The 25,732-nt window shown below is 39.7% G+C and carries 24 protein-coding genes; 12 read left to right on the top strand and 12 right to left on the bottom strand.

All coding sequences use genetic code 11. From position 1 onward, the window contains the following. Window positions 1–142 precede the first annotated feature (142 nt). The 3 genes from ahpC (at window position 143) to FTU39_RS05570 (ending at window position 1,825) form a co-directional block, all read left to right on the top strand. On the top strand, window positions 143–706 hold the full coding sequence (gene ahpC / locus FTU39_RS05580) for an alkyl hydroperoxide reductase subunit C (RefSeq protein ID WP_004973058.1): 564 nt from the start codon (window positions 143–145) through the stop codon (window positions 704–706). 345 nt (window positions 707–1,051) lie between these two features. Beyond that, the gene (locus FTU39_RS05575; RefSeq protein WP_257224395.1) at window positions 1,052–1,369 is read left to right on the top strand and encodes a hypothetical protein; all 318 of its coding nucleotides are present in this window, start codon (window positions 1,052–1,054) and stop codon (window positions 1,367–1,369) included. 249 nt (window positions 1,370–1,618) lie between these two features. Continuing rightward, window positions 1,619–1,825 (top strand): hypothetical protein, encoded by a 207-nt coding sequence (locus tag FTU39_RS05570; RefSeq protein ID WP_004973053.1) that lies wholly within the window; start codon window positions 1,619–1,621, stop codon window positions 1,823–1,825. An 87-nt stretch (window positions 1,826–1,912) separates the two neighbouring features. Here FTU39_RS05570 and FTU39_RS05565 read toward each other — a convergent pair whose 3' ends face one another. Then, on the bottom strand, window positions 1,913–2,131 hold the full coding sequence (locus FTU39_RS05565) for a DUF1653 domain-containing protein (protein ID WP_004973051.1): 219 nt from the start codon (window positions 2,129–2,131) through the stop codon (window positions 1,913–1,915). Window positions 2,132–2,382: 251 nt separating this feature from the next. Between FTU39_RS05565 and FTU39_RS05560 the strand changes: the two genes are divergently transcribed. Continuing rightward, window positions 2,383–2,727, top strand: coding sequence for a hypothetical protein (locus tag FTU39_RS05560; RefSeq protein ID WP_179989569.1), 345 nt, complete (start codon window positions 2,383–2,385; stop codon window positions 2,725–2,727). Window positions 2,728–3,130: 403 nt separating this feature from the next. Here FTU39_RS05560 and FTU39_RS05555 read toward each other — a convergent pair whose 3' ends face one another. Next, window positions 3,131–3,646 (bottom strand): hypothetical protein, encoded by a 516-nt coding sequence (locus FTU39_RS05555; RefSeq protein WP_131260826.1) that lies wholly within the window; start codon window positions 3,644–3,646, stop codon window positions 3,131–3,133. A gap of 159 nt (window positions 3,647–3,805) precedes the next feature. Between FTU39_RS05555 and FTU39_RS05550 the strand changes: the two genes are divergently transcribed. Further along, window positions 3,806–4,852 carry a nitronate monooxygenase family protein gene (locus FTU39_RS05550; RefSeq protein ID WP_179997320.1) on the top strand — a complete coding sequence of 349 codons (1,047 nt, stop codon included), beginning with the start codon at window positions 3,806–3,808 and terminating at the stop codon, window positions 4,850–4,852. A gap of 42 nt (window positions 4,853–4,894) precedes the next feature. Here FTU39_RS05550 and dusB read toward each other — a convergent pair whose 3' ends face one another. Further along, window positions 4,895–5,920, bottom strand: a complete 1,026-nt coding sequence (gene dusB, locus FTU39_RS05545; protein ID WP_180051845.1) for a tRNA dihydrouridine synthase DusB — start codon at window positions 5,918–5,920, stop codon at window positions 4,895–4,897. 83 nt (window positions 5,921–6,003) lie between these two features. Between dusB and FTU39_RS05540 the strand changes: the two genes are divergently transcribed. Together FTU39_RS05540 and FTU39_RS05535 are read left to right on the top strand one after the other, a co-directional pair. Next, a complete protein-coding gene (locus tag FTU39_RS05540) occupies window positions 6,004–7,209 on the top strand; it encodes a DUF1615 family protein (RefSeq protein ID WP_180051844.1) in 1,206 nt (401 codons plus the stop codon). Continuing rightward, window positions 7,176–7,823 (top strand): HAD-IB family phosphatase, encoded by a 648-nt coding sequence (locus tag FTU39_RS05535; protein ID WP_004973036.1) that lies wholly within the window; start codon window positions 7,176–7,178, stop codon window positions 7,821–7,823. Before FTU39_RS05540 ends, FTU39_RS05535 begins: the two co-directional genes overlap by 34 nt. Before the next feature lie 292 nt (window positions 7,824–8,115). Here FTU39_RS05535 and FTU39_RS05530 read toward each other — a convergent pair whose 3' ends face one another. Further along, entirely contained in the window at window positions 8,116–9,210 is a 1,095-nt protein-coding gene (locus FTU39_RS05530) for an acyl-CoA desaturase (protein ID WP_096900933.1), read from the bottom strand. Window positions 9,211–9,223: 13 nt separating this feature from the next. Then, window positions 9,224–10,294: a ferredoxin reductase gene (locus tag FTU39_RS05525; protein ID WP_167846089.1), complete on the bottom strand. Its 1,071-nt coding sequence runs from the start codon at window positions 10,292–10,294 to the stop codon at window positions 9,224–9,226. Window positions 10,295–10,448: 154 nt separating this feature from the next. On the opposite strand from FTU39_RS05525, the gene fabR reads away from it, so the two are divergent. Further along, window positions 10,449–11,129: an HTH-type transcriptional repressor FabR gene (gene fabR / locus FTU39_RS05520; RefSeq protein WP_026438369.1), complete on the top strand. Its 681-nt coding sequence runs from the start codon at window positions 10,449–10,451 to the stop codon at window positions 11,127–11,129. A gap of 77 nt (window positions 11,130–11,206) precedes the next feature. Here fabR and FTU39_RS05515 read toward each other — a convergent pair whose 3' ends face one another. The 6 genes from FTU39_RS05515 to FTU39_RS05490 all read right to left on the bottom strand — a co-directional run bounded on the left by FTU39_RS05515 (window position 11,207) and on the right by FTU39_RS05490 (window position 19,543). Further along, window positions 11,207–12,016 (bottom strand): alpha/beta fold hydrolase, encoded by an 810-nt coding sequence (locus tag FTU39_RS05515; RefSeq protein WP_104852176.1) that lies wholly within the window; start codon window positions 12,014–12,016, stop codon window positions 11,207–11,209. Window positions 12,017–12,427: 411 nt separating this feature from the next. Continuing rightward, a complete protein-coding gene (gene rapA, locus FTU39_RS05510) occupies window positions 12,428–15,265 on the bottom strand; it encodes an RNA polymerase-associated protein RapA (RefSeq protein ID WP_180051843.1) in 2,838 nt (945 codons plus the stop codon). A gap of 146 nt (window positions 15,266–15,411) precedes the next feature. Further along, window positions 15,412–16,056 carry an RluA family pseudouridine synthase gene (locus FTU39_RS05505; RefSeq protein WP_004973024.1) on the bottom strand — a complete coding sequence of 215 codons (645 nt, stop codon included), beginning with the start codon at window positions 16,054–16,056 and terminating at the stop codon, window positions 15,412–15,414. Between the two features lie 486 nt (window positions 16,057–16,542). After that, window positions 16,543–17,844 carry a glutamate-1-semialdehyde 2,1-aminomutase gene (gene hemL, locus FTU39_RS05500; protein WP_104852178.1) on the bottom strand — a complete coding sequence of 434 codons (1,302 nt, stop codon included), beginning with the start codon at window positions 17,842–17,844 and terminating at the stop codon, window positions 16,543–16,545. A gap of 46 nt (window positions 17,845–17,890) precedes the next feature. Continuing rightward, a complete protein-coding gene (gene thiE, locus FTU39_RS05495; RefSeq protein ID WP_096900945.1) occupies window positions 17,891–18,511 on the bottom strand; it encodes a thiamine phosphate synthase in 621 nt (206 codons plus the stop codon). 642 nt (window positions 18,512–19,153) lie between these two features. Then, window positions 19,154–19,543 carry an Mpo1-like protein gene (locus FTU39_RS05490; protein WP_373682974.1) on the bottom strand — a complete coding sequence of 130 codons (390 nt, stop codon included), beginning with the start codon at window positions 19,541–19,543 and terminating at the stop codon, window positions 19,154–19,156. A 503-nt stretch (window positions 19,544–20,046) separates the two neighbouring features. Between FTU39_RS05490 and FTU39_RS05485 the strand changes: the two genes are divergently transcribed. Then, window positions 20,047–21,513: a CYTH domain-containing protein gene (locus tag FTU39_RS05485; RefSeq protein WP_180051842.1), complete on the top strand. Its 1,467-nt coding sequence runs from the start codon at window positions 20,047–20,049 to the stop codon at window positions 21,511–21,513. A gap of 204 nt (window positions 21,514–21,717) precedes the next feature. Continuing rightward, window positions 21,718–23,184 (top strand): CHAD domain-containing protein, encoded by a 1,467-nt coding sequence (locus FTU39_RS05480; RefSeq protein ID WP_167846096.1) that lies wholly within the window; start codon window positions 21,718–21,720, stop codon window positions 23,182–23,184. Window positions 23,185–23,305: 121 nt separating this feature from the next. Here the strand turns inward: FTU39_RS05480 and FTU39_RS05475 are convergent, their stop codons facing one another. Then, window positions 23,306–23,938 (bottom strand): hypothetical protein, encoded by a 633-nt coding sequence (locus tag FTU39_RS05475; protein WP_167846097.1) that lies wholly within the window; start codon window positions 23,936–23,938, stop codon window positions 23,306–23,308. 108 nt (window positions 23,939–24,046) lie between these two features. On the opposite strand from FTU39_RS05475, the gene FTU39_RS05470 reads away from it, so the two are divergent. Together FTU39_RS05470 and FTU39_RS05465 are read left to right on the top strand one after the other, a co-directional pair. Next, window positions 24,047–24,448 (top strand): DUF3144 domain-containing protein, encoded by a 402-nt coding sequence (locus FTU39_RS05470; RefSeq protein WP_004973007.1) that lies wholly within the window; start codon window positions 24,047–24,049, stop codon window positions 24,446–24,448. Between the two features lie 141 nt (window positions 24,449–24,589). Then, window positions 24,590–25,654 (top strand): amidohydrolase, encoded by a 1,065-nt coding sequence (locus FTU39_RS05465; protein ID WP_180051841.1) that lies wholly within the window; start codon window positions 24,590–24,592, stop codon window positions 25,652–25,654. The last annotated feature ends 78 nt before the right edge of the window (window positions 25,655–25,732 follow it).

Raw genomic sequence — 25,732 nt, 5'->3', positions numbered from 1 at the left:
TAATACTGTGATGAAAGTGTACGCTTTTTACATACTCATTTGTTTTTCCGATGCTAGTAATGTAAAAATACCATTTCAGCAATAAAACAAAATTAGATACTCTATTGCCAACGAAATACAAACCTTAATCATGGAGACAATGATGAGCTTAATTAATACTGAAGTTAAACCATTTAAAGCAAATGCATACCACAACGGTCAATTCATTGAAGTAACTGAAGCTGATCTTAAAGGCAAATGGTCTGTAGTATTCTTCTACCCTGCTGACTTCACTTTCGTTTGCCCAACTGAGCTTGGTGACCTTGCAGACAACTACGCAGAATTCCAAAAATTAGGCGTTGAAATCTATGCAGTTTCTACTGACACTCACTTCACGCACAAAGCTTGGCACGATTCTTCAGAAGAAATCAAAAAAATCCAATACGTAATGGTTGGCGACCCAACTTGGACGCTTTCTAAAAACTTCGAAGTATTAATCGAATCTGCTGGTCTTGCTGACCGTGGTACTTTCGTAATTGATCCAGAAGGTAAAATCCAAATCATTGAAATCAATGCTGGCGGTATTGGCCGTGATGCTCAAGAACTTCTTCGTAAAGTTAAAGCAGCTCAATACGTTCACGCTCACCCAGGTGAAGTATGCCCAGCTAAATGGAAAGAAGGTGATGCAACTTTAGCCCCATCTATCGACCTAGTAGGTAAAATCTAAGTTTTAGATTAAACCACTCAAAAAAACCACGCATATTTTGCGTGGTTTTTTTTAATCAGAACATCACCCTTTTCTACCTTATTTATTCATATTTCATCTCTAGAATAGAAAATGTAAAAACATTACAACACTACAATCGAATCTGTACCGGTAACAGTTGTGAGATTTATTTTTGAGGGCTGTTCTATGAAAAAATTATTTTTACTTTCAACATTAATAGCATTTTCAGTGCCAGCTTTAGCTGATTTCAACTGTAATGGCAGCATTAAAAATCGAACTATTGATGATAATGTCAAAGTGCATAAACAATGTGTTCTTGATCATGTGACTATTAAGGGCAACCTAATGTTGCATTCCAACTCACATACGGCAATTAAAAATAGTACGATTGATGGCAATTTAGAATCTAAAGGAAACTTTAGTCAGGTTAATGCACATGCCAACCGCATTGATGGCAATATCCAACTCGAAGATGGGCGTAACATCCAACTCACGTCAAACCGTGTAAATGGCAATATTCAACTTAAAGATAATTCAGGCTCAATCGTTGTAAAAAATAACCGCGTGAATGGCAATTTAGAATGTGAAGATAACCGCGTAAAACCGACTGGCCGCACAAACCGTGTTTCTGGTGACAAAGAAGATCAATGTCGTCATCTATAAAATCTAGTCTTTCAATCATTTTATTTAAATGAATGACTATTCATGTGCAAAGCATAAACACCACATCCTAAATGTGGTGTTTTATTTCGCTTCATAATAGTTTTGTCGTTTTTGGCACGTTTAGGTTGCGCAAAAAACTTATATTCAAAAGTTACAATTCTGTAATACTTTTTAGCAAGCACTTCACTTATGTTCAAAATAAGCAGATTTATTCTGTGAAAAATAATATAAAAAATAAAGGAGTTGCTTATGGGTAAAACACTTGCCGTGACATCCTGGACATACAGTGCATCTTCACGTTATTTAAAAATATTTTACGAAAATGGCTCTGGGGATTTATTCCATCCTGTACCACAATTTATTTATGACAACTTATTAAGACGCAGTGATAAAGCAGCTTTTGTGAGTAAATATTTAGCATACGATTTAAGCTTTAACCGTATTTCCATTCAATAATTGATTTTATTAAACTTTGAGCATCCACATAACGATCCAATCTAAAAATAGATTGGATCGTTTTAAATAGGTAAATAACTTCAAATATTAATACACTTCTTGAATCAATTTAAAGCGTTCCTGTTCACGGTCATCATCCAAAGTAATACTCTCCGTGAACATATCAAGCGGTCTAGCCCAAATAGAATAATCGCCATATAAGCATTGATAAACCACCAATTTCTCTTGGGTTTCACTGTGTGTAGCCACATGCAGCACTTGATACAATTGCCCTTTATAATGTTGATAAATCCCTTTTTTAAGCATTTTACAATCCCAATCTTACAGAATGGCATTACTGTACAATAAAAACTGTAACCATTCTCAAGATTTCACCTTATCAGAAAAAATGAATCGCATCGGCATATTTTTCTCTAATTTATCGTTCTAATCTACACAACAAAAAAATATCTAAACCCATTACATTATTTGAACAATTTTAAGCTTCAAATTGATTGTTTTTTGGTTATATTCGCATTATCCCATCTTAAGTGGATGTAAAAAAAGGAAACATGATAATGAATAAACTTCTTATTGCTTTAGGTCTTGCTGCCACTGTAGCACTTGTAGGTTGTGCAAAAGAAAAAGCACCAGAAACAGGGGCAACTACGGGTGAACACTTAGAAAACGCTGCGGCTCAAGCTGCACATGATGCCAAAGATGCAACACATGAAGCTGCTACTGCTACAGCAACTGCGGTAGATAACGCAGCGCAAGCAACTGAAAATGCTGCACACAATGTTGCAACAGCAACAGAAAACGCAGCTGATACGACTGTACAAGCTGCTAAAGATGCAACTGCTGCGACTGCAGGTGCGGTTGAACAAGGTGCTGCAAATGTGAAAGAAAAAGCACAACAATAATTTGATTGTATAAAACAAAAACTCCTGAGCAAGTTCTCAGGAGTTTTTTATTCAGCACGATTTAATTAGGGTCTGTTGACAATTCGTCTATGTTTGCGACATGAGAGATATATCTCGCAAGGTTTTTTAGCTGATATAAGGCATGGGACAGGAAATTTACTCATTCTAAATGACTGGCACATAACGTAATAGCAGCAAAAAATATGCTTGTATCCTTGCGCAGCAAACAAAGCAGTGCTTTGTTTTTGCTCATGTGGCTAAAACTTTCACAGATTGCGTTATAAAACTTGAAAATAAACCCGTTATTCCCTGCGTTTCATGCCTAATCTGCTCAGTTTTAGCCTACAGCGCAAGCCATTTATGAAATATCAACAGACCCTAGTAAACCTAAATCCTGCCGCAACTATAACGCCGCTTTTAAATTACAACCATAGCCCATGGTCTGTTGTACTTGGCGGTAACTGGTGTAACGATTCAAAATAAAATCATAATAAGATTCTGCATTGGCAAAATTTTCAGCCAAATTTTCCTGCTCTGCACGCGGTAATTTTACATCTTTAAGAAAATCTAGATTGTTATGTCCTAAGCGATATAACTCAGCAAAATAACCATTCATCATATCGCAATAAGCAATTTTAGTCGGCTTTAAAGCAGTACTGGCGACCAAATGCTGATTCAAAGTTTGTAAGTTATTTACATCTAAAGGGAATTGATGCGCAAATGCGATATTTTCGACTTGTTTAAATTGTTTGAAGTCTTGCGCCAATTTGACATTTAAAGCATCTATACGCTGTTGTAATGCAGTCGCATCCTGAACCTGATATTGCTTTGGATCAATTTTTACTTGAGTTTGCTGTGGATTGCTACACGCACTTAATCCACACACCACAAGCAAACCACCATAAACGAAAGGCTTCATTAATTTACTCATCAATTCATACATCAGGCTTATTATGCCTGAAAGCATCTGCAAATTTAATGATATCGCTCATCTTAATATTTCATAAAGAAATGACGGATATGATTTGCCAATCTACCTAGAGTTGGGCAAAGTAGATAAAAACATGGAGTAAATAATATGACCTTATTAGAACAACTGAATATAAAGCATCCTATTTTTCTTGCTCCAATGGCTGGCGTTTCTACTCCCGAACTTGCAGCCGAGGTTTCTAATCAAGGTGGTTTTGGCTCACTCGGTTTAGGTGCAAACACGGTAGATGCTGCACGTGAGCAAATTTTACGCACTCAAGAACTGACTGATTTTCCATTTCAGGTCAATTTCTTTTGCCATGAATCAAGTCCACTAGATGAAGTCGCTGCACAAGCGTGGATTGCACATTTTCAGCCAATCTTTGAACGCTATGGCGCAACTGCACCGAGTCAACTAAATTGTATTTATCCAAGTTTTAAAGACCATGATGGATATTTAGATCTTGTACTAGAAACTAAACCACAAGCCGTCAGTTTTCACTTCGGGATTCCGCATGCGCATCAAATTCAGGCTTTAAAAGATGCAGGAATCATTACTATGGTTTCAGCAACCAACTTAGCCGAAGCTCAAGCCATTGAAGCAGCGGGAATTGATGTCATTATCGCCCAAGGCATTGAGGCAGGTGGACATCGGGGTATCTTTAACCAAACTTTTGATAGTGCAATTAAAACCAGCGATTTAGTACAACTGATTCGTGAACATTGTACCCTGCCAGTGGTTGCCGCAGGTGGCATTATGAATGGTCAGCAAGCACAGTTAATGCTGAAATTGGGCGCTTCTGCGGTACAGCTGGGTACAGCTTTCGTGCAATGTAAAAGTTCCAATGCCAATCCAGCTTATCGACAAGCTTTATTTCAGCAAAACATTACTCAAATGACCGACAGCATCTCTGGACGCTCTGCCCGTGGTTTAATTAATCATTGGCATACACAGGTAGATACACCAAATCGTTTAACTGTGCCCACCTATCCATATACGTATGATCTTGCAAAACAGTTGCATTCAGCAGCCGTCACACAAGGCGAGCAAGGTTATGCTCCGTTTTGGGCAGGCAGTAATGTCAGTCAGATTCGTGAATTAGAGGCCGCAGATTTAATTAATCAGTTGGTTTTGGAAATGATTCACGCACGCTAAGTTTACGTACGAAAAACTCAACTGTGTATCACGGTTGGGTTTTTATTTTGTATCTAATAAGTTCACCGCTTCAACCTGCACATCACTCATGATTTCACCATGCGCAAGTAGCTGATTAAAGTAATCTTCCACTACTTTATATTGCTCTGCCGTACTTTCTACTTGATACATACTTTGACGAAATTCATTACTTGAACGTAAACCTTTGGTGTACCAAGCAATATGTTTACGTGAAATGCGACAACCTGAATATTCACCATAAAACTCATACAGCTCGGCTAAATGTCCGAGTAATACTTTTTGAACTTCTGCAATGCTCGGTGCTGATAGCTGCTCACCTGTTGCTAAATAATGTGCGATTTCTCGAAAAATCCACGGACGTCCTTGCGCAGCACGTCCAATCATAATCGCATCTGCGCCTGTATAATCCAAGACATATTTGGCTTTTTCAGGACTATCAATATCACCATTGGCAATCACAGGAATATTGAGCATACTTTTCACTTCTTTAATCAGTGAATAACGTGCACGGTTTAAATACATATCTTCACGGGTACGCCCATGCAATGCCAGTGCAGCAATACCTGCTTGTTCTGCACGTTTGGCAACCCGCAAAATATTTTCCTGCCCATTCAAAAAACCTAAACGGGTTTTAAGTGTCACAGGCACATCCACCGCAGCAACCACAGTATCTAAAATGCGTGCCACCAAATCTTCATCTTGCAATAAAGCCGAACCCGCCAATTTATTGCAGACTTTTTTAGCAGGACATCCCATATTGATATCAACAATTTGTGCACCATTGGCGACTTGATAACGCGCAGCTTCGGCTAAATCATGCGGGTCTGAACCAGCAATTTGTGCAGAAATTGGTGCAAGTTCCCCATCAAAGTTCGCACGATACAAACTCTTTTTACTCATGCGCAAAGTTTTGTCAGAGGTCATCATTTCACTGACCGCATGCCCCGCACCAAAGTACTTGCACAGTGAGCGAAAGGGTCTATCAGTGACGCCTGCCATCGGGGCAACGATCAAATTATTTGACAGTTGATAGGGACCAATATACATATATATTCTTAACTTTAACGATTGGCATAGTATACTGCATCTGCCCTTTGGGCTCATCCATTAGGAACGAGTTTTCCCTATCTATGAAAGACACTGTATTCACTTCTTTGATGAAATCCTTCAGCGTGCTTGCTTTATCATTAAGCTTGGCTGCCTGTGGAGATAGCGCATGGTGGTCTAAGGACAATGAGCCAACCCTTGAAGCAGAACAAATCCGCAAACTCATTCCGAATCGGGTCAGCGAGCGTAGTGCTTGGGCAAAAGATATTTACGATATTTCAGAGCAATTGGGCATTCCACAAACCAAAGAAAATATGTGTACCATCATTGCCGTCGTGGATCAGGAATCCAACTTTGTAGCCGACCCTCAAGTCTATGGTCTGGGTGAAAAAGCAGTTAAAGAAGTGCAAGACCGTTTGGATGAGAAATTTAAAGATAAACTGGGCGAAGCGATTGGCGGTACGGTTGCAGGGTATTTTCAGGATGTACTAAAAAACCACCCAAGCCCTGAATATAACTATTTAAGCCAAATGCGTCGTGTGAAAACCGAACGTGAACTGGATGAATTGTATCGTGAAATTTTTGACTATATGGCCAAACATTATCACGTGTCTGCACTAACAGGTGCTGCCAAGCTGTTTGGACAAAATATTGGCGAAAAACTTAATCCAATTACCACTTTAGGTTCGATGCAAGTGCATATTAGCTATGCCAAAGAGCATAAACGTCAAAGTGGCAACATCGCAGAGTTACGCAGTGACTTATACACCCAATACGGTGGCTTATATTACGGGATTCACCGTTTAATGATGTACCCTGCCGATTACGATCAACCGCTATACCGCTTTGCTGATTATAACTCTGGCATGTATTCGAGCCGCAATGCCGCATTCCAAAGCATGCTAAATGATTTAACTGAAGCAGAATTAGATTTAGATGGTGATTTGCTACTTTATACTAAAGATGGTAGCGTGCGTAATGCAAAGAGTGAATCCGAACGTGAATTAATTGCTGTTTTTTCAAAACATAATATTTTAGTCACCCCACGACAAATTCGTGCAGACCTAAAAAAAGAAAAAGAAAAGAAATTTGAAGATACTGCGACATATTTAGCAGTCACGAAACTCTATAAAGCGCAAACGGGCAAAGAGCCATTTTATGCCATGATGCCGCAAGTGGTCATTTCAGGGCCTAAACTGAGTCGAGATTACAACACCAATTGGTTTGCTACGCGAGTCAATGGACGTTATAAAACATGCATGCAAAAAGCCAAAAATATAAAAATCTAGCCCTATTTGATTTTGATGGGACCCTGTGCAGCAAAGACAGTTTTACAGGGTTTATTTTCTATGCTTTATCTAAGCGGCATATTTTTAAGCAAGGACTTAAAATCTTGCCTTGGATTCAGGCTTACTATTTAAAAGTTTATCCTGCACATGCCATGCGCCCTAAATTGTTTAATGCTATGTTTAAAGATGCAAATACAGCTGAAATATTAGCACTTGCACAGCGCTACGCAGTAGATTTAATACATGATCTTAACCCACAACTATTACAACAATTAAAGCAGCATCAATTCAATGGAGATGAAGTGGTGGTTGTTTCTGCAAGTGTAGATATTTATTTACAGTATATTTGTCAGCAGTTAAATGTCGCTTTGATTTGTACTGAAACAGCAATTGAAAAGCAGCAATTTACAGGGCGATATTCAACACCTGATTGCAGTCAGGAACAAAAGAAAATACGGATTTTAGAACAATATGATTTAGAAAATTATGCAGCTATTTATGCGTATGGTAATAGTGATGAAGATGATGCCATGCTGAGTTTAGCGACTTATTCTTATATGGTGGGTAGTGATCATTCATTGCCAGAAATTGTAACTTATAAAAAACTGGCTTGATTTTGATGAATGATATAATAAAACCACAATTTGAATTGTGGGTTTTTTAAGTTACATGTAGCGGATGCCGCCTATGGTGATTACTTTTTTATACCCAGAATAGAAAATAAAAATAGAGTTTTCTCTTAATAAAATAGCTGATGATTCTGCATAAAAATAACGACTACAACACCTAAAGCAATAAAAAAGGTGACACTTTACAGCATCACCTCTAATTCAAAATAGAAGTATAGTTTTAAACCAAGATCAATCACTTAATCTATTCGTACTAAACAACTCATTTGTAAGTCACTTATTTCTTAAATGGAAAAGCATATTTCACAATACGTTTAAGCACACTGCCGTACTGTTTAACTAAGCTCGCATTGTTGTAGTTCAAGCCATACTTTTCACACACAGCTTGTACTTTTGGAGCCATTTTACGATAGCGACGTGCAGGAATATCTGGATATAAATGGTGTTCAATTTGATGGCTTAAATGTCCTGTCAAAATGTGGAATGCTTCAGAACCTGTAAGATTCGATGAACCACGAATTTGACGCATATACCAGTGACCACGGCTTTCGTTTTGCATCACAGACTTTGGAAATACTTCTACATCCTTCGTAAAGTGACCGCAGAAAATAATGCTGAATGTCCAAATATTACGAATACCATTCGCAACCAAGTTCCCTGTAAACACTGGTAAAGCCGAAGGGCCTGCAATCAATGGAAAGAACACATAATCTTTAAACAATTGTTTTCCAATTTTCTTCTGCATAGGTTGCCATTCTTTTTTGGCTTGGGCTTTGCTTTTACGGCCATTCAAAATTTTACCAATTTCTAAATTCTGAATGGCAACACCCCATTGGAACAGTAAGCAGAAAGGAATACTGTATAAAGGTTGCAATAAATAGCCTGATCTCCAGCGCTGTTCTGGGAACAAACGCACCAAACCATAGCCAATATCATCATCCATACCTTTAATATTGGTATAAGTATGGTGTTTAAAGTTATGGGTTTGACGCCAGTTGTCTGAAGTACCTACCGTATCCCATTCATAACTTGCACCATTGAATTTAGGATCATTCATCCAGTCATACTGACCATGCATGACATTATGACCTAATTCCATGTTTTCCATAATTTTGGCAAAGCCTAACAAGCCTGTACCCAAAACCCATGCTGGCGGGAACCATCCTGCGAACAATAAGGCACGACCTGCCATTGAGCTATAACGAATGGTTGAATAAACACGGCGGATGTATTTAGCATCTTTTTCGCCAATATCATCCAAAACTTCTTGTTTAATGGCGTCTAATTCACGTGCAAGCTCATCTAATTCAAATTGAGTGAGTTCACGGTTTTTAGGATTGCGGAAATATTCTATTTTTACTGGCATATTCATAATCGGAACTCGCTTATAAATCAATAATTAAATCGGTTTGTGCTGAATTGACGCAGATTTTCAATTGGTTATTCGGTTCGCTGTTTTGAACACCATCGACCAAGTTTTTAGTTGAACCTTCAGCCTTGTTGCATACGCATTTATGGCAAATTCCCATACGACAGCCGTATTTAGGTTTAATATTTTGCTGTTCCAGACTTTCTAAAATGGACTTGCCTTTTGGAATAGTGACAATCTTTTTCGATTGAGTCAGTGTAACTTGTACCAAACCAACATCGTCACTTAACACAGGGGTCATGCTAAAAGCTTCTGTTTTCAGCAAAGCAGCTTGTGCAAATAATTGTTCAGCTTGCGTGGTAAAACCCGATGGGCCACATGCAAACACTGCACTTTGCTCGATTTGTGCCAAGTCTTGTAAATGTTCTGCATTTAAACGGCTGTGCGCCACACTCGGCTCTTGAGTATAAAACACTTGAAATTTAAAGTTTGGATATTGTTGTGCCCATGCTTCAAACTGTGCTTTAAATGCTGCGTCTGCAAAGGTTTTTACCCAATACATTAAAGTTACTGGAGTGCTACCAAGACGACCTGATTTCGCCATGTCTTGTAGCAAACTATACATTGGTGTGATACCACTACCCGCTACCAATAGAATTAAAGGCTGGGCTTGTGCAGGCAGTTGCATATCACCATAAGGCGCACCAAATTCCAAAGTATCACCAACTTTGGCTTGCTCAACCAGCCATGTGCTGACTTTGCCCTGATCAACTTTTTTTACCGTCAATAAAACGTGTTGTGCATCAAGCTGAGTCAAACTATAGGTTCGCTCATAGCGTACGCCTTGAATTGTCACATAAACAGGATGATGCTGCCCTGCTGCGCCAATTTGGAATTTTTTATTGAATTGCAAAGTAAAGCTCACTACACCTTGTGCAGCGGTATCTTTTTTTACAATTTTGCCGAGTGACTGATTCACCGACCATAATGGATTAATTTTTTGCAACCAGAAATTGGCGGCATAAGGGTCTAGTACTGCAGTTGCAATACTGGTTAAGGGAGATTTTCTTTTTTCAGTTAGCTGCATGATTCAGCACCACCCGATGAAATTTTAATTATTATACACATGTATATATATTTGTATATACACCTGTATTGTTTCTAATCATTTCACAAGTACTGGCGCAACCGCTATAATGCCTCTAAGCTTATAAATTATTGAAAATATGACTCAGCCTGCCATGAAAACAAACCATGATGTGACTTTTCCAGAATCTGAAACGGTTCATGAGCCTCTTGTCGTGCGTACGGTTGGGCGTAAAGCTACCATTACCAAACAAGAATTATTTCAGGCAGCATTAAATTTAATTGGCCCACAAAAAAGTATCGCATCTTTAAGTTTACGTGAAGTTGCACGTGAAGCAGGCATCGCACCAAACAGTTTTTATCGTCATTTTAAAGATATTGATGAACTCGCGATTGAACTGATTGATCGTGCAGGTGTAGTGTTGCGTCAAATTTTGCATGAAGCACGTTTAAAAGCATCTAAACAAAATAGTATTATTCGCAGTTCAGTTGAAGTATTTATTGAACAATTAGATACCGATGAAGGCAATTTAAGTTTGTTACTGCGTGAAGGTTATACGGGTTCAACCTCTTATAAACTTGCTGTTGAGCGCCAGTTGAATTATTTCCAGCAAGAATTGCAGGATGATTTAATTCGTTTAGAACGTTTAAATAACAGCAAGTTAGCGCATCCCGATATTGTCGCAAAAGCCATTACCCAGTTGGTGTTTAATATGGGCGCTAAAGTCATTGATATGCCTGCGACTGAACGTAAAGAAACCGCTGAACAAACCATGACCATGATTCGCATGATTTTAGAAGGTGCACGACATTTGGATGATGCCAAAATTCGTTAACATAACACAGGATAAATCGGGCGATTTTCCTGAATCAGGTCACGCCCGTTTGAGCATTTAATTGCTAGACTTCGCTGTTAAGCGTGTTGTTTTTGAATTAATTGCTGCACATGTGTTGCCGTGGTTTCAGGATTTTCCAAAGGAAACATGTGTCCTCCCTCGACCACACTAAACTCAATTCCATAAGTTTTTTGCATGCCTTGCGGTAAACCTTGCAAATAAAATGGGCTATGCCTTGCTGTAATTAAATGCACAGGTACATCTGGGGCTTTGCGTGGTGTGCGCCACCACCATGCAGGTACGGTTCTAAAAATTTCAGCTTCTACCCGTTTTGGAATTGTTAAAGTCACACCACCTCTTTGTGCATCGACTTGTATGCCGCTGGCAAAATAATCTTCAAAACATTGTGCATCAAATTTTTTAAATAAACGGTTATGCCGCAAAGCTTGATAGGCTTCTGCATGGCTAGCCCAATGATCTCGACGCTTCATGGTCACGGCGGCAGGTGTGAGTTGATCTACATATTTCAGTTTAAATTTTTGTAAAATTTCAAATAATGCCGACTTCGATCCAATCACAAAAGGTGGATCCATAATAATCAATTGAGAAAATAAATCTGGACGCTGATAGGCACACATCAGGGTTAATAATGAACCAAAAGAATGCCCTAAACCAATCACTTGTTGCTTTGGAAACTGCTGCTCAATGTCCTGAATCACTTGATGAATCAAATAGGTCCACTTATAGGTCACAGGAAATTCTGCTTGCATACCAATCAGTGGAATTGCCTTTAAATGATAATCTGCTTCAAAACATTGAAAAAACTTTTGATAACTGGCAGAAGGAATACCATTGGCATGGGTAAAATGAATTGCAGCTTTAGTCATTTAAAATACGCTTAAAAGAAGAATATCGGGTCTGTGACTTGATCTATGCGTACGCGCTTACAGATTCAACACTTGGCACATCAATCATAGATAAAAGATCAACAGCCTTTAAACTACGCATACCACTGGGTTTTGCAAATGACCGGAATGCTGAAAAAGATGAATTATGAGTCATTTTAATGACACATAAGCACTGGTTGCTACTTTGTTTAAGTCTGTGATGTGAAAAATCTCGCACAAAATTTTTATTGCGATATTAAAAAAGCACCCGCTAAACTGCTCCGTAAAAATGAGGCGCAATGCCCAACTTAAAACGTGCAATTTAGAAGATGCCAAATATTTAAAAAAGTGATTGATTAAAACCGACTCAATACAAATACACCGTCTAGACACCTGTATTGAATGCACTCTTTATGGCTTTACCACCACCATCACCTGAATTGCTTCAGGCGTGACCGACAAACCATCTAATAATGCAACACCTTCTTTTTGCAATTTCTGTAAACGTGTAATTTCATCTTCACGAATACTTGGGTTAAATTGCTTCAAATAGCTTAAACGGTCAATTTCATATTGCCATTTTTTGCTATATACATCTTTAGCTTGTTGCTTAAATTCAGGCAATGCAGCTTTAGCCAACTCCAAAGCCTGTGTATAACGCGCTTCAATCGCGTCACGGCGTGCTTTCACCACTTGACGACAACTGTTGCCATCTAAATGATGTAAATAAGGTTTTAAAATTTCAGGGGCAATTTTTTGCGATAAATCCTGCCCTTTTTCGCTCAATAAGACACGAATGAGTTGCTGTGGCAAGCTTGATGGCAAATTCAGGGCTTTAGGTGCAATGACATCCACTTTGAACCAGACTTCGAGCAACACAGAACCTTGTGGCAAAGCGGCAGATTTTAATACCGCAACGTTGGTGCTACCAAAACCTTGTGTATTGATCATTTCCATCACGCTTTCTGTGAATGGATGCTCTAGGGTCAAATACTGTGCATCTTCACGAATTTGCGCCTGATCCCGATAGAACGTCGCGGTCATGCCTTCTTCGTCTAAGGTCAAACCTTGCACTTGCATTTGATCAGTTGGTTTAATAATCACCGTGCCATTGCTTTGTTCATCGAAGTCAATATTGGTCGATGCCATAAAGCGCTTCATAAACATAGGCAACGTGGTATTGTCGTCGTAATCTTCTAAAGCTTGTACAATTTCCTGCGCCACCACAGGACGGCAAGAGTTGTATTCCAACAAACGATCTCGACCCGCTTGAAGTTCTGCTTCCAAAGCTTCACGCTGCACACTGACTACTTCCAGTAAATCTTCAAACTGTTGTCCTAAATCTGCAAGTAAGCAGTCTTTTAAATCGACAATAAAGTTTTCCTGCAAGGTTTGTGCAGTGGGTGAAATATTGCTGAAAATATTGAGTGCTTCGTTATACCAACGGAACATACGCTCTTGCGCAGTCCCCACCAAATACGGCACATGAATTTGAATACGGTTTTCTTGACCAATACGGTCTAAACGACCGATACGTTGTTCTAACACGTCGGGATTGGCAGGTAAGTCAAACAAAATCAGGTCTGATGCAAACTGGAAGTTACGCCCTTCTGAACCAATTTCGGAACACAATAAAATTTGTGCACCATAAGAATCTTCTGCGAAATATGCTGCCGCTTGGTCACGTTCTAACAAGCTCATGCCTTCATGGAACATTGCAGTACGAATACCTGCATGTAGGCGCAGCGCATTTTCAAGGGCTTCTACCACAGGGCCGCTACGCGCAATTAAAAGCACTTTTTTATGTTTTAAGTCGCTACGCAAACGCTCCATTAACCACATTACACGCGGGTCAGTTTCCATCCAACTGCCATCGAGCTGTGCTTCTTCTGGCCACATTTGTTCACGTAATTTACCATCTTTAGACCAGTTTTCTGGCGCAGGTAACGGCGCAGGCTGACAATCACGACCTGGGAAACCTTGAATTGCTTCACGGGTATTACGGAACAAAATACGCCCTGTACCATGACGGTCTAATAATTCGTGGATGGCACGGAAACGCTGCTCTGGGTTATCTTCAATGCGATGTCCCAACAAGCCTTCCAGTGCAACCAAATGGCTTTCTTCCAATGCGGCATCTGACATTAAGACTTCGGCAATTTTTGCCGTATGTTGATATTGCGCTTCTTCATCCAAGAAACGGTCTAGTGAACTAAAACGCTGCGGATCGAGTAAACGTAAACGCGCAAAATGGCTTTCTACACCCAGTTGCTCAGGCGTTGCTGTAAGCAATAACACCCCTGCGGTTTGTTCGGCTAATTCTTCGACCAGATCATAACGGTCATTACCACCTTCTTCTTCGCTCCACATTAAGTGATGCGCTTCATCGACCACCAGCAAATCAAAACCTGCTTCTAGGGCTTGTTCGCGTAAGTCATCGTGGTCAATCATTAAATCGACTGAAGCAATGATGCATTGTTCGGTCAAGAATGGATTCAGGTCAGGATCGTGTTCTTTAATAGATGCCGTACGGGTTAAATCAAACAAAGAGAATTGCAGATTGAAACGGCGACGCATTTCAATCATCCACTGATATTGCAGCGAATCAGGTACCAAAATCAGGATACGTTCCGCACGTCCTGTTTTGAGTTGCTGATGGATGATCAAACCTGCTTCAATGGTTTTACCTAAACCAACTTCATCTGCCAATAAGACACGTGGCGCAAAACGCTTACCGACTTCATGTGCAATATAAAGTTGATGTGGAATCAAACCTACACGCGAACCCACCAAGCCGCGCAGTGGGCTACTTTGCATATTGGCTTGCATCAACAAGGCTTCAATACGCAAGTCGTACCATTCTTTATAGTCAATTTGGCTAGCAAGCAAGCGGTCTAATGGTTTTGAAAGTTGGATACTTGCACCAATACGGGTTTCATTCAGTGATTTCTTTTCTTCACTCCCATCTTGCAAACGACGCACTACGTTATAACGCAATACGCCATGACGGTCTTCGACCGATTCAACCGTCCACACATTGCCTTCTTGGTCTTGAACTTCATCATTTACATTAAAAATGATACGCGATAAAGGTGCGTTATTGCGTGCATAGACACGGGTTTCATCACTTTTAGGGAATAAAATGCTGACCGATCGCTCATCTACATCAATCAGAACACCAAGTCCTAATTCCGTTTCTGTGTCTGATAACCAACGTTGACCAATAGCAAACTGCTGCAATTTTTCCACCTTTATTTAGAAGTTAGGACGTATAAATTTTTGCGCAAAACCAGCTGAGTATTTGAGCAAAAATTCAGGGCGTATAGCAATATATTTTGACATAAAGCGCACTAAAAAGAGAGCCTAAAGCACAGGCTTTGCGTAATCTTTTTCGCTTAAAATGGGACTGGGCAAGTAAACTGTACACGTTGCTCAGTTTGTGGATGCAGAAAACTTAATTCTGCTGCATGTAAACACAAACGAGGCATGAGTTGTTGCTGTTCGGGCGTGGCATACAAAGTATCACCAATAATTGGATGACCTAAATATTGCATGTGTACTCGCAGTTGATGCGAACGACCTGTAATCGGCGTCAGTTGCACACGAGTCACAATTTGCCCCTGCAATTCAAATTGCTCCAATGCACGCCAATGCGTTAACGCAGGTTTGTTATGGGTTGCATCGGCAATGTGTAATGGAGGATGTGCAGGATCATAGACCACAGGCACATCTACAGTGCCTTCACCTTGCAGTTGCCCTGCCACCAATGCCTGATAGGTTTTATCGGTTTGGCGTTCTTGAAACTGACGCGAAATTTGTTTTTGCGCCCATTTCGTGAGTGCAAATACCAAAATACCCGAAGTATCACGATCTAAGCGATGAATCAGCAAAGTGCGCGGCTCAATTTTAACTAGACGACTCATCACACAATCTTGCAAATCTGCTGTTTTACCTGGAACGGTGAGTATGCCAGCGGGTTTATGTATCACCATAAACTCATCGTCACGATGAATCAGGTGTTCGCTTAGAAAATTACTCAATTTCAATTCCGGGCCGATCGTGAAAACAAGGCGGCAATAATAAAAAGCCTGACACAGAATTACAATGCAAAATACATCAATTCCCGATGAATTTTCCGATTTACATTCCTGAATCAGACAATCTGCTGAATTTTAAATCAGCCTGCTTTTAGAAATGTGGGTTTTATAGCATGCAGGAGGCTTTGTTGCATAAATATTTTTTAAGATACTGTTTTAAAGGTTTTTAAAATTTGGATAGAAAAATACAATGAAATCATAGTGCAAGATAGTTGCACAACAAAGCCGTTCTGAAGCTATATCTTTGATGGCGGGAGCAAATGAAGTAATAGGATTCATATTTAGTTTGACCAGGCTATTTTAGTGTTTAACAAGACGCTGATCTAAGCCTTTGATATTAAATTGAAGAGTATGTCTTCAATTTAACCTAAAGCATAGATATTTTGGAGATATCTATGCCTTTTAGGACAGTGTTAAGCAGAGGTCAAATTACGCCTTCATTTCCGCAAATGTTTCTTTTGCAGCTTGAATGGTGTAGGCAATATCTTCATCACTATGCGCAGATGAAATAAAGCCTGCTTCAAAAGCAGATGGCGCCAAGTTCACACCACGTTGCAACATTCCGTGGAAGAATTTACGGAAAGCATCGACATCGCAATTCAGCATAGAATCAAAACTGGTGATGTCATCTTGGTCAGTAAAATACAAACCAAACATAGCACCGACTTGTTGCGTCTTGAACGGGATACCTGCTTCATCTGCCGCAGCTTGTAAGCCTGCCAACAATTTTTCCAGTTGCGCAGTTAAATTTTCATAAAAACCTTCGGCACGTAAATGTTTAAACATTTCAATGCCCGCACGCATCGCCAACGGGTTACCAGACAAAGTACCTGCTTGATACACCTTACCTAATGGCGCAATACATTCCATGATTTCGCGTTTACCACCAAATGCACCTACTGGTAAGCCAGCACCAATAATTTTACCGAGTGTGGTCAAGTCTGGTTTAACATTATAATGCGCCTGAGCACCGCCTAAGCCAACACGGAAACCTGTCATTACTTCATCAATAATAAAGACTGAGCCGCGTTCATCGCAGACATCACGAATTGCTTGCAGGAAACCATCAATTGGTTTAACCAAGTTCATGTTGCCCGCAACTGGCTCAACAATCACCCCTGCAATTTCAGCACCAAACTTTGTAAAACATTCTTTTAAGGTGGCGATATCGTTATACGGTAAAGTCAGCGTATGTTTAGCAAAATCGGCAGGAACACCCGCAGAAGTCGCTTCACCTTCACCACTGGTTAAAAGTCCAGAGCCTGCTTTGACCAACAGCGAATCTGAGTGTCCATGATAGCAACCTTCAAATTTGACGATTTTGTCACGACCTGTATAACCACGCGCCAAACGAATTGCGGTCATGGTGGCTTCTGTACCTGAGTTGGTCATGCGAACCAACTCAATTGAAGGCATAATTTCGCAAATAATATCGGCCAAAGTCGTTTCATGCACCGTTGGCGCACCAAAACTCAAACCATCTTCAGCTGCAGCTTGCACCGCCTGAATAATAGCAGGATGGGCATGACCTAAAATCATTGGTCCCCAAGAACCTACATAGTCGACATAGCGTTTGCCATCCACATCGTACAAATAAGCACCTTTGGCTTTTTCAATAAATACAGGGGTTCCGCCTACCCCGTTAAATGCGCGTACAGGTGAATTGACCCCACCTGGAATATGCTTATTGGCTTGTTTAAACAATTGTTCTTGCTTTGGAGATAAGCTCATGGAGGCACTCAACTCAAAAAATAAAATAAAAAATTAGCTGTCTGCTTTAAGTGTCTGCTTTGAAAAGTGCAGACCAATCATAAACACGCTGTGCAACAGTATGCATCGGACGTCTTAATATATCACTAATCACTGCACATAAATCGGCACCTGCTTCAATGACAGGCTGACTGTTTTCAACAGTTAAACCACCAATCGCGCAAATTGGCACATTGAGTTGTTGCTTCGCCAGTGTGAGCGTGTCTAATGTAAGTGTACTTGCCTCAGGTTTAGTTTCAGTTGCATAGACTGCACCAAAAGCCACGTAGTTTGCACCATCGGCAATGGCTTGCTCTGCCAATTCAATCGAGTTATTACAACTGCGACCAATCAATACATCTTGTGGTAAACGTGCAACCGCTTCAACAATAGAGCCATCTTCTTGACCCAAATGTACGCCAACACCATATTTCACTGCAGTTTCAAGATCATCATTAATCACAAATGGCACTTTGTATTGATCACACATCGATTTCATATATTCAATTTCGTATGCCTGCTGAGCTTGAGGCACATTTTTACGGCGATATTGCAACACCGCGACTTCATAAGTTGCCATCGCCCCTTCTAATTTTGCCAAAAGCAGTTCGATAGGATCATCATTGGTAATCAAATATAAACCGCGCATAATCTCAGCCACAAATAATACAAGGTCTGTATTATTACACATTCAGGCGGCATGCGTCAGAACCTCAGGCTCAACAAGTTTTTTTATATAGGCTCTATAAGCTTCTATTTTGTTTGGGTTTTATTGAGTCAAAAACTTAAAAATACCAAATTCTAGTGATAGCGCTAAAAGATAGATTTAGCTTTAATTGAACTGCGCAAAACAAGAACTGCAACCAGTTCAATAAGATATGGATTTTAAAATCCATACGGGTGACTACAGCGAATAACGACATATTTAGGTCGCCCATTTAGACACATGATCATTTGTGCCAGAGCGCATGTGGGGATGCGACAAATGATCATGTGTCTATATTTTTTCATGCCGCTCTATCAGTAACCTGCTTGCTCTATATCCTTGCTTAAAGATGAATGATTTCTGATTTAACACCATTCTGAATATAATTTTTCACATAAAAAAAGCCTAGAGAAAGGTCACTCTAGGCTTGGAAAGTCACAAACTTTTATCAATAAATTTGATGACACATTATTAGAATATTCACTCTATCATTTCAACAAAAAATTAATTTTATTTGTACATTTTTTATGAAAATAATCACATATCGTCTAGTTTTTGCCTAAACGGTATAACTAAGCGCTCAATTCAACTTGGAATTTTATCTTTAGCACGATCTTGCAAACTTAAATGACCACGCAAAACATCGGCAAACATCCGCCAGTCTGAAATAAAACTATACACAGGCTGTTTAAAACTGGCAGGTTTATTTTTTTCAAAAACAAAGTGCCCGACCCATGCACAAGCATAGCCTGCCAGCAAACCATAGAGTACATATTTGGCTTTTTTATGGCGTATGGCTTTACTCACACAATATAAACCGATACTACTGCCAACAACGTGCAAACGACGGCTCATAATGTTGCGGTGTTCAGTTAAATAAAAGCGATAAAATGTTGAATAATCCTGAATTGGCAATTCAAACTTGGGATCTGGTGTCGGCTCAAATTCGGGGTTTAATGCTGCGTTCATGTTCATCATCCTGATGTTTATAGGTTTGAATTATTTTTGCTACGCTCAACGACACTTTAAACTAAGCCAAAAAAAAACCAAACTCAAGGGTCTGTTGACACTTCGTCTATGTTTGCGACAACGCATATTTTTCAGCTGATATAAGGCATGAGACAGGAAATTTAGTCGTTCTAAATAACTGACTCATAACGCAATAGCAGCAAAAAATATGCTTGTCCTGAAAGGCTGTGGCTAAAACTTTCTCAGATTGCGTTATGAAACTTGGCAATAGTCTCGCTATACCCTACGTTTCATGCCTGATCTGCTCAGTTTTAGCCTACAGCGCAAGCCATTTAGGAAATGCCAACAGACCCTAAAAAAGCCAAGGTCAAGCCTTACTTCTTGGCATATTTTAGTTACAATCAAACGCACTTTTGCAAAACCTTAGTTCTGCAATTTTCACAAATTTATAATACCAATTTGTTTGCCGCTGCTTTGGCGCAACATGCTTTACGTTCAGGATATTTTTCATGGTCGAAGTTGAATTAAAATTTCAAATTCCAGTCGCACGTCGTACTGCACTACTCAAAACTTTAGACCCGAAAAAATCGACTCAAATTCCATTAAAAGCACGCTATTTTGATACATCTACGCACAGCTTGGCGCATCATGGCATGGCGTTAAGACTGCGTTTAGAAGGTGAGCAATGGGTACAAACTTTAAAAGCGGCAGGTCAAAGTCATTTTCATAGTTTTGAACATAACCATCCACTTGCGCCAACTGAAAATCCAGATACTCCACCACAACTTGATCTGCAAATTTATCAAAGTATTCCCGAAGCACAACAATTGCTAAATCAAGCTTTGGGACAAAATTGGGATCAGTTGCAACTACAATTTGAAACCGATATTCAACGTACCTCACGACTAATGACCGTTGAAGATACTGACATTGAAATCAGTTTAGATGTTGGTCACATTCGTTGTGCAGATGCTGAAGTTGAAGTACATGAAGTTGAGTTTGAACTGAAACAAGGTTCAATTCAGCAATTGCTGGCTTTTAGTTTTGAATGGGTGAAAAAATTTCATTTATGGCTGGATGTGCGCAATAAAGCAGAAATTGGACATTTGCTTTCTGTGCAGCAAAAAGTCAGCCCTGCGGCTCAGAGCAAAGAATTTCAATTCAGTAAAAAAGACCATGCCGACCAAAATTTACGCCTGTTAATTGCACAACAATTACAGCATTTATTGCCCAATATTGCCGCAATTTCTGCTCTAGTTGCCGAACAAAGTCATATTGATCAGGCGCAGTTCGCTTTGCAACATTTACAACTAACACTATCCTTATTTAAAGATTGGTCGAAGCATTTAGGCGATAAATGGGCAATGCAAATTGCAGCATTTAAACAACATTTTGATCACCTGCAGCATTTGGAACACATGCAAGCCACACTCGGCGCATTTTTACAGAACCCGACGACTGCAGAGAACCTAAAAAAAGATACCTTGTACGCCCAAGAAAAATTGGTCAATTTAGTCCGTTCAACGCAAAATGTGCATCACTATTTAGAATTATTGATGTTTAGTTTAGCCGCGAGCGATCACTCAGGTTTAGACTTAAAAACTGCCGCACAAAACACGTTGCAACAGCAATATAAGCAGTTGCATGAACAATTACAGCACAGTGATATTCACGATTTTGAAAGTTTAGATCAACTGGCTTTGCGTATTCAGGAACTAAAATTTAGCTTCCCCATTTTGACGCATATTTATGATGTCAAAAATTTGCAGAAATATAGTAAAGCTTTGAATGATGCACAGCTTGCAGCACAGGAATATCAAGTGTTGGCATCTTCTGCAGCATACATTCAACAAACTGAATTGGAAGCGAGCGACTGGTTTGTTTTAGGTTGGCTCACTGCAAAACAGGAAGTGTATGCACAGCGTTTATTGGAAGCGACAGAACAATTTATGGTGAGCCGTAAATTCTTAAAATAAGTATCCTTAACATCCTCAAAGCACACGCTAAAAATACTGCAATACAACGGCAGCCTTGTGAATATTCATTCGGCTGCTTTGTGTTAAAAACTGAATACAAATTATTTTATTTTTCAAGCTTTTGTTCACAGTTCTCCCCTTGTTCATTTATAGATTTACACTATAGTAAAGAGAACTTATCTTGTTTCATCAAGGGCATTCCCGATGTGTGAAATAGAATTAAAATTTCAAATTCCACACAACTATCGTGCGGCATTTGAAAAAGCATTTAAAAAGAACAAACTGGTTCAACAACAACGCTTATGGGCTAAATATTATGATAGTCCTGAACAGCACTTAGCCAAGCAACGCATTGCCCTGCGTCAGCGTTTAGAGGGCGATATTTGGAAACAAACTTTAAAAGCGCCTAGTCCACAACATTATGAACGCTTTGAGCTTGAACATGAATTAGGACATGATGCGCCTGAATTGTGTGATTTGGCATGTTATGAAAATCATAAACAAGCACGAAAGATTTTAAAAAAAGCCTTAGACGGTTCAGAGGTAGATTTAACCCTGCAGTTTGAAACCGATGTTTTACGCTACAGCCAATTGGCACATTATAAAAACAGCCAAATTGAAGTTGCTTTTGATTTAGGTGAAATCCGCCAAGGCAAAAATTCGGTTGAAATTTACGAAGTTGAGTTTGAACTGAAACAAGGTGAAATTGCAGACTTAATTGCCTATATTCAGCCGTGGATTAAAAAATATCATTTATGGCTCGACACACGCAGTAAATCGCAGCGTGGCAATATGCTGTATAACAATGAAACCATGATTCCTGTACAGCAGCAAAGTACCTTGCAATTGCAACACCCCGAAAATATGCATGAGTTGTTGGCGCAAATTACCCAGAATTGTTTGGCACACTTGCTGCCAAATGCAACTGCGATTGCCAGTCAAGATTATGCCAGTGGGCATGTGCATCAAGCGCGTGTTGCCATTCGACGTTTACGCAGTGCCTTAAAAATTTTTGCTGAATATGATGCGTTGGCAAATAACAATTGGGAAAGTCAATTGGCGACACTTTTTCAGCAGTTAGGTTCGACCCGCGATCAAGATGCTTTGCGCGAAAGTCTGATTCCGCAACTTGAAAATGCAGGCTCACCTATTACCGAACTACCACCTGCAGCATCTGAAAACATTGCGATTGATGCAATTTTCCGCTCACCGACCACAACCTTATTACTGTTACAACTTATGAGTTTTGCACATTCGGCTGCGATTGCAGATGCAGAATCAAAACCATTCAAAAAAGTATTACGTAAACGCTTGCAGAAAATGCATCAACAAATTTGTGATGATACAGGTCATTTCCAAACCTTGGATGTGGAATCTAAACACCGCACGCGTAAGCGTGTAAAACGTTTACGCTATACCGTGGAGTTTGTGAGTAGTTTATTTGCAGAAGATGACGTCAAAACGTATTTAAAAACCCTAAAACCATTACAGGAAACTTTAGGGCATTTTAATGATTTAATGGTGGCACAAGGTCTATATGAAAGCCATGCTCAAACTGAACCGAAAACATGGTTTGTATTGGGTTGGATTGCGTCGGAAGAACGTCATATTTCCATACAGATTGAACAGGATTTACAGCAGTTTGCTGAAAGTCAGCCTTTTTGGTCGTAGTTGAAGTTTGATCATCAATCAATGATCACATTTAAGCTCAACAGGGATTCATTTCATGTTGAGCTTATTTTTTATATCTTAGATTAGTATTTAATCTGCAAATTCCAAACTTTCTAAAAGATTAACGATATTTACCAAATACTTTCCATGTTTGGTTATCTGCCAAAGGGTCTTGATAACTGTCACTACGCTGCTTACGTGGCTTATCTCGGGCATCGACCAGTTCAAAATATGGTTCGACACTTAATACAATACCATTCACATAAAAACGGGTGCGCGTGTAGTCACTTTGCCCATGCTGAAACACATAAGTACGCAAATCAATAAACTCACGATGTGCCACCAGTGCTGCATTGTCATCACTGTCTAACCAACGCTGCATGAGCTGAATTTCCTGCGGTTCAAATTGCCCACATTTTTCGATCAGGCTGGCAATCCCCCGAAAAGTTTTCGATTCTTTGGCGCGGGTTTTATTCACTCGAATCCGATCGACATGAAAATAAAATAAGGGCAAGTTCAAATGACTGGGTAAATGCACCGCATCAATGACTGCATCTTGCATAAAAGGCTGAAATAAATCCTGTGCACGTTCAATCAACCCTGTCCATTGTTTATAGTATTCTGCTACTTCTGCGCGTGTTCCATAATAAATCGGCAAGCCTTCAACATGGGCAAGTTGCACGGGTGGCCAAATATTTTGACGTAATAAAGCAATGTCGCTTTTTAAACTTTGTACCGCAATCGCATCTTGCATCAACCACTCCAATTTTGCTTAGGCTATTTTTAGCTTAAGGCAAAGGTTTTGTTTCTGCAAGGCTTTGCCTATAATGAAACATTCAGATTTTTAGCTTAGGAAAAATTCATGGTTCAAAAGATTGAAGCAACCGATGTAACCGAAGAAGAAGCATTAAATGCGGCTTTTTTTGAACGTGCCGATGAATTTATTAAACAGGCCAATGGCTTCTGTCATTTTGAAAAAGGCTCGACAGTAAAACCTGCCGAAATTCGTGGTCAGGTGAGTGCTGCCATGTTATTTGCTACTGCGCGTTTTAATACTTGGGTGGCAGCCAATAATTTTAAAGATGGCAATGAAATGCGCGATGCCAAAGACCAAGTTATGTCATATATCTTGCAACAATTTCAAATGATGCTTGAAGATAACTATGACGAATATTGCGAACAGTTTGAAAACTATTTGCGCTTCCGCCACAACGAAGAATTTCATACCCATAAACATGATCACGACCACTCGCACGATCATTAATTTTGCATATAAACAAAGCCCTACGGGGCTTTTTTATTGCGGCTAATTTTCAAACTTGTAGATTTCGATAAATAACCCTTCCCTTTTGCAACATGATGGCTTTGAATAGTGAAAGACTAGCGTCATAAAAACAGGATGATTATGCAGAATCTAGGATTTGCACTCATTGATGCACATCTTCATCAGTGGGATCCGTACAACACGCCGCACAGCGCACGGCTTGCTGTTAAGCTTTTGGGCAAGCATCCCAATTTGCTGGATAAAACCATTCGCCTGATAAAACCAAAAACACTCATTGAAACTTTAGGACGCACCGAGCACGTCACATCGCGCTATTTACCTGAGCATTATGCCCGTGACTTAGGTTTTTATACGGCTGAAAAAGTCGTGCATATTGAAGCCAATTGGCACGACCATAAAGGCAAAGGTGTAGTTGGTGAAACCGAATTTATAGAAAGTCTGGATTTTAAAAATAATGGTTTGGCTTTGGGCGCGATTGTCGCCACTGCAGACCCGCGCGATTCTCATTTTAAGAAAATTCTCAAATTACATCACAAAGCCTCTCCACATTTTCGTGGAATTCGTAAAATGGCAGCCGTGCATGAAGATCACGGGATTTTTGCTTGGGCAGACGAACCACACTTATATCGGAACAAAAAGTTTCTAAAAGGTTTTGAAGCTTTGGCGCAATATAATTTAAGTTTTGATGCATGGACGTATTCGACCCAATTGGGTGATGTCTTGGCATTGGCCAAACAATTTCCAGAAACTTCTATTGTGCTTGACCATTTGGGCACACCAGCAGGACTGTTCGGGCAAGTTGGCACACATACAGGCGTGACCAAAACAGCACGAGAAAATATTCTATTTCGTTGGCAAGAAGATATTGCCGAGTTGGCACACTGCCCAAATGTTTACAGTAAAATTTCAGGGTTATTTATGCCTGTTTTAGGTCATCAATTTCACTTGCAAAAACGTGAAGCCTCAAAACAGGAAATTATAGATTTAACTGCACCACTGATTCAGCATGCCTTACAAAGCTTTGGAATATATCGGTTGATGTTTGCCTCAAATTTCCCAATGGATCGGGTGAGCACGTCTTTGGTCAATTTAATTGATGCAACCAGTGATATTGTTGCGGCTTATCATCCAAATGCTTTGCAGCAAGTGTTTCATCATAATGCCAAACAGTTTTATCGTTTATAAAGCTTTAGCCAATTGAGCATGTAGACAAAGCTTACATACAACAAAAACGAATCAAAATAGATGCGTTTTTCTATCTAC

Source organism: Acinetobacter sp. YH12099, assembly GCF_013419195.1.
In the GTDB taxonomy this organism is placed as follows: domain Bacteria; phylum Pseudomonadota; class Gammaproteobacteria; order Pseudomonadales; family Moraxellaceae; genus Acinetobacter; species Acinetobacter towneri.
This window is presented reverse-complemented; position numbering and strand designations above follow the sequence as displayed.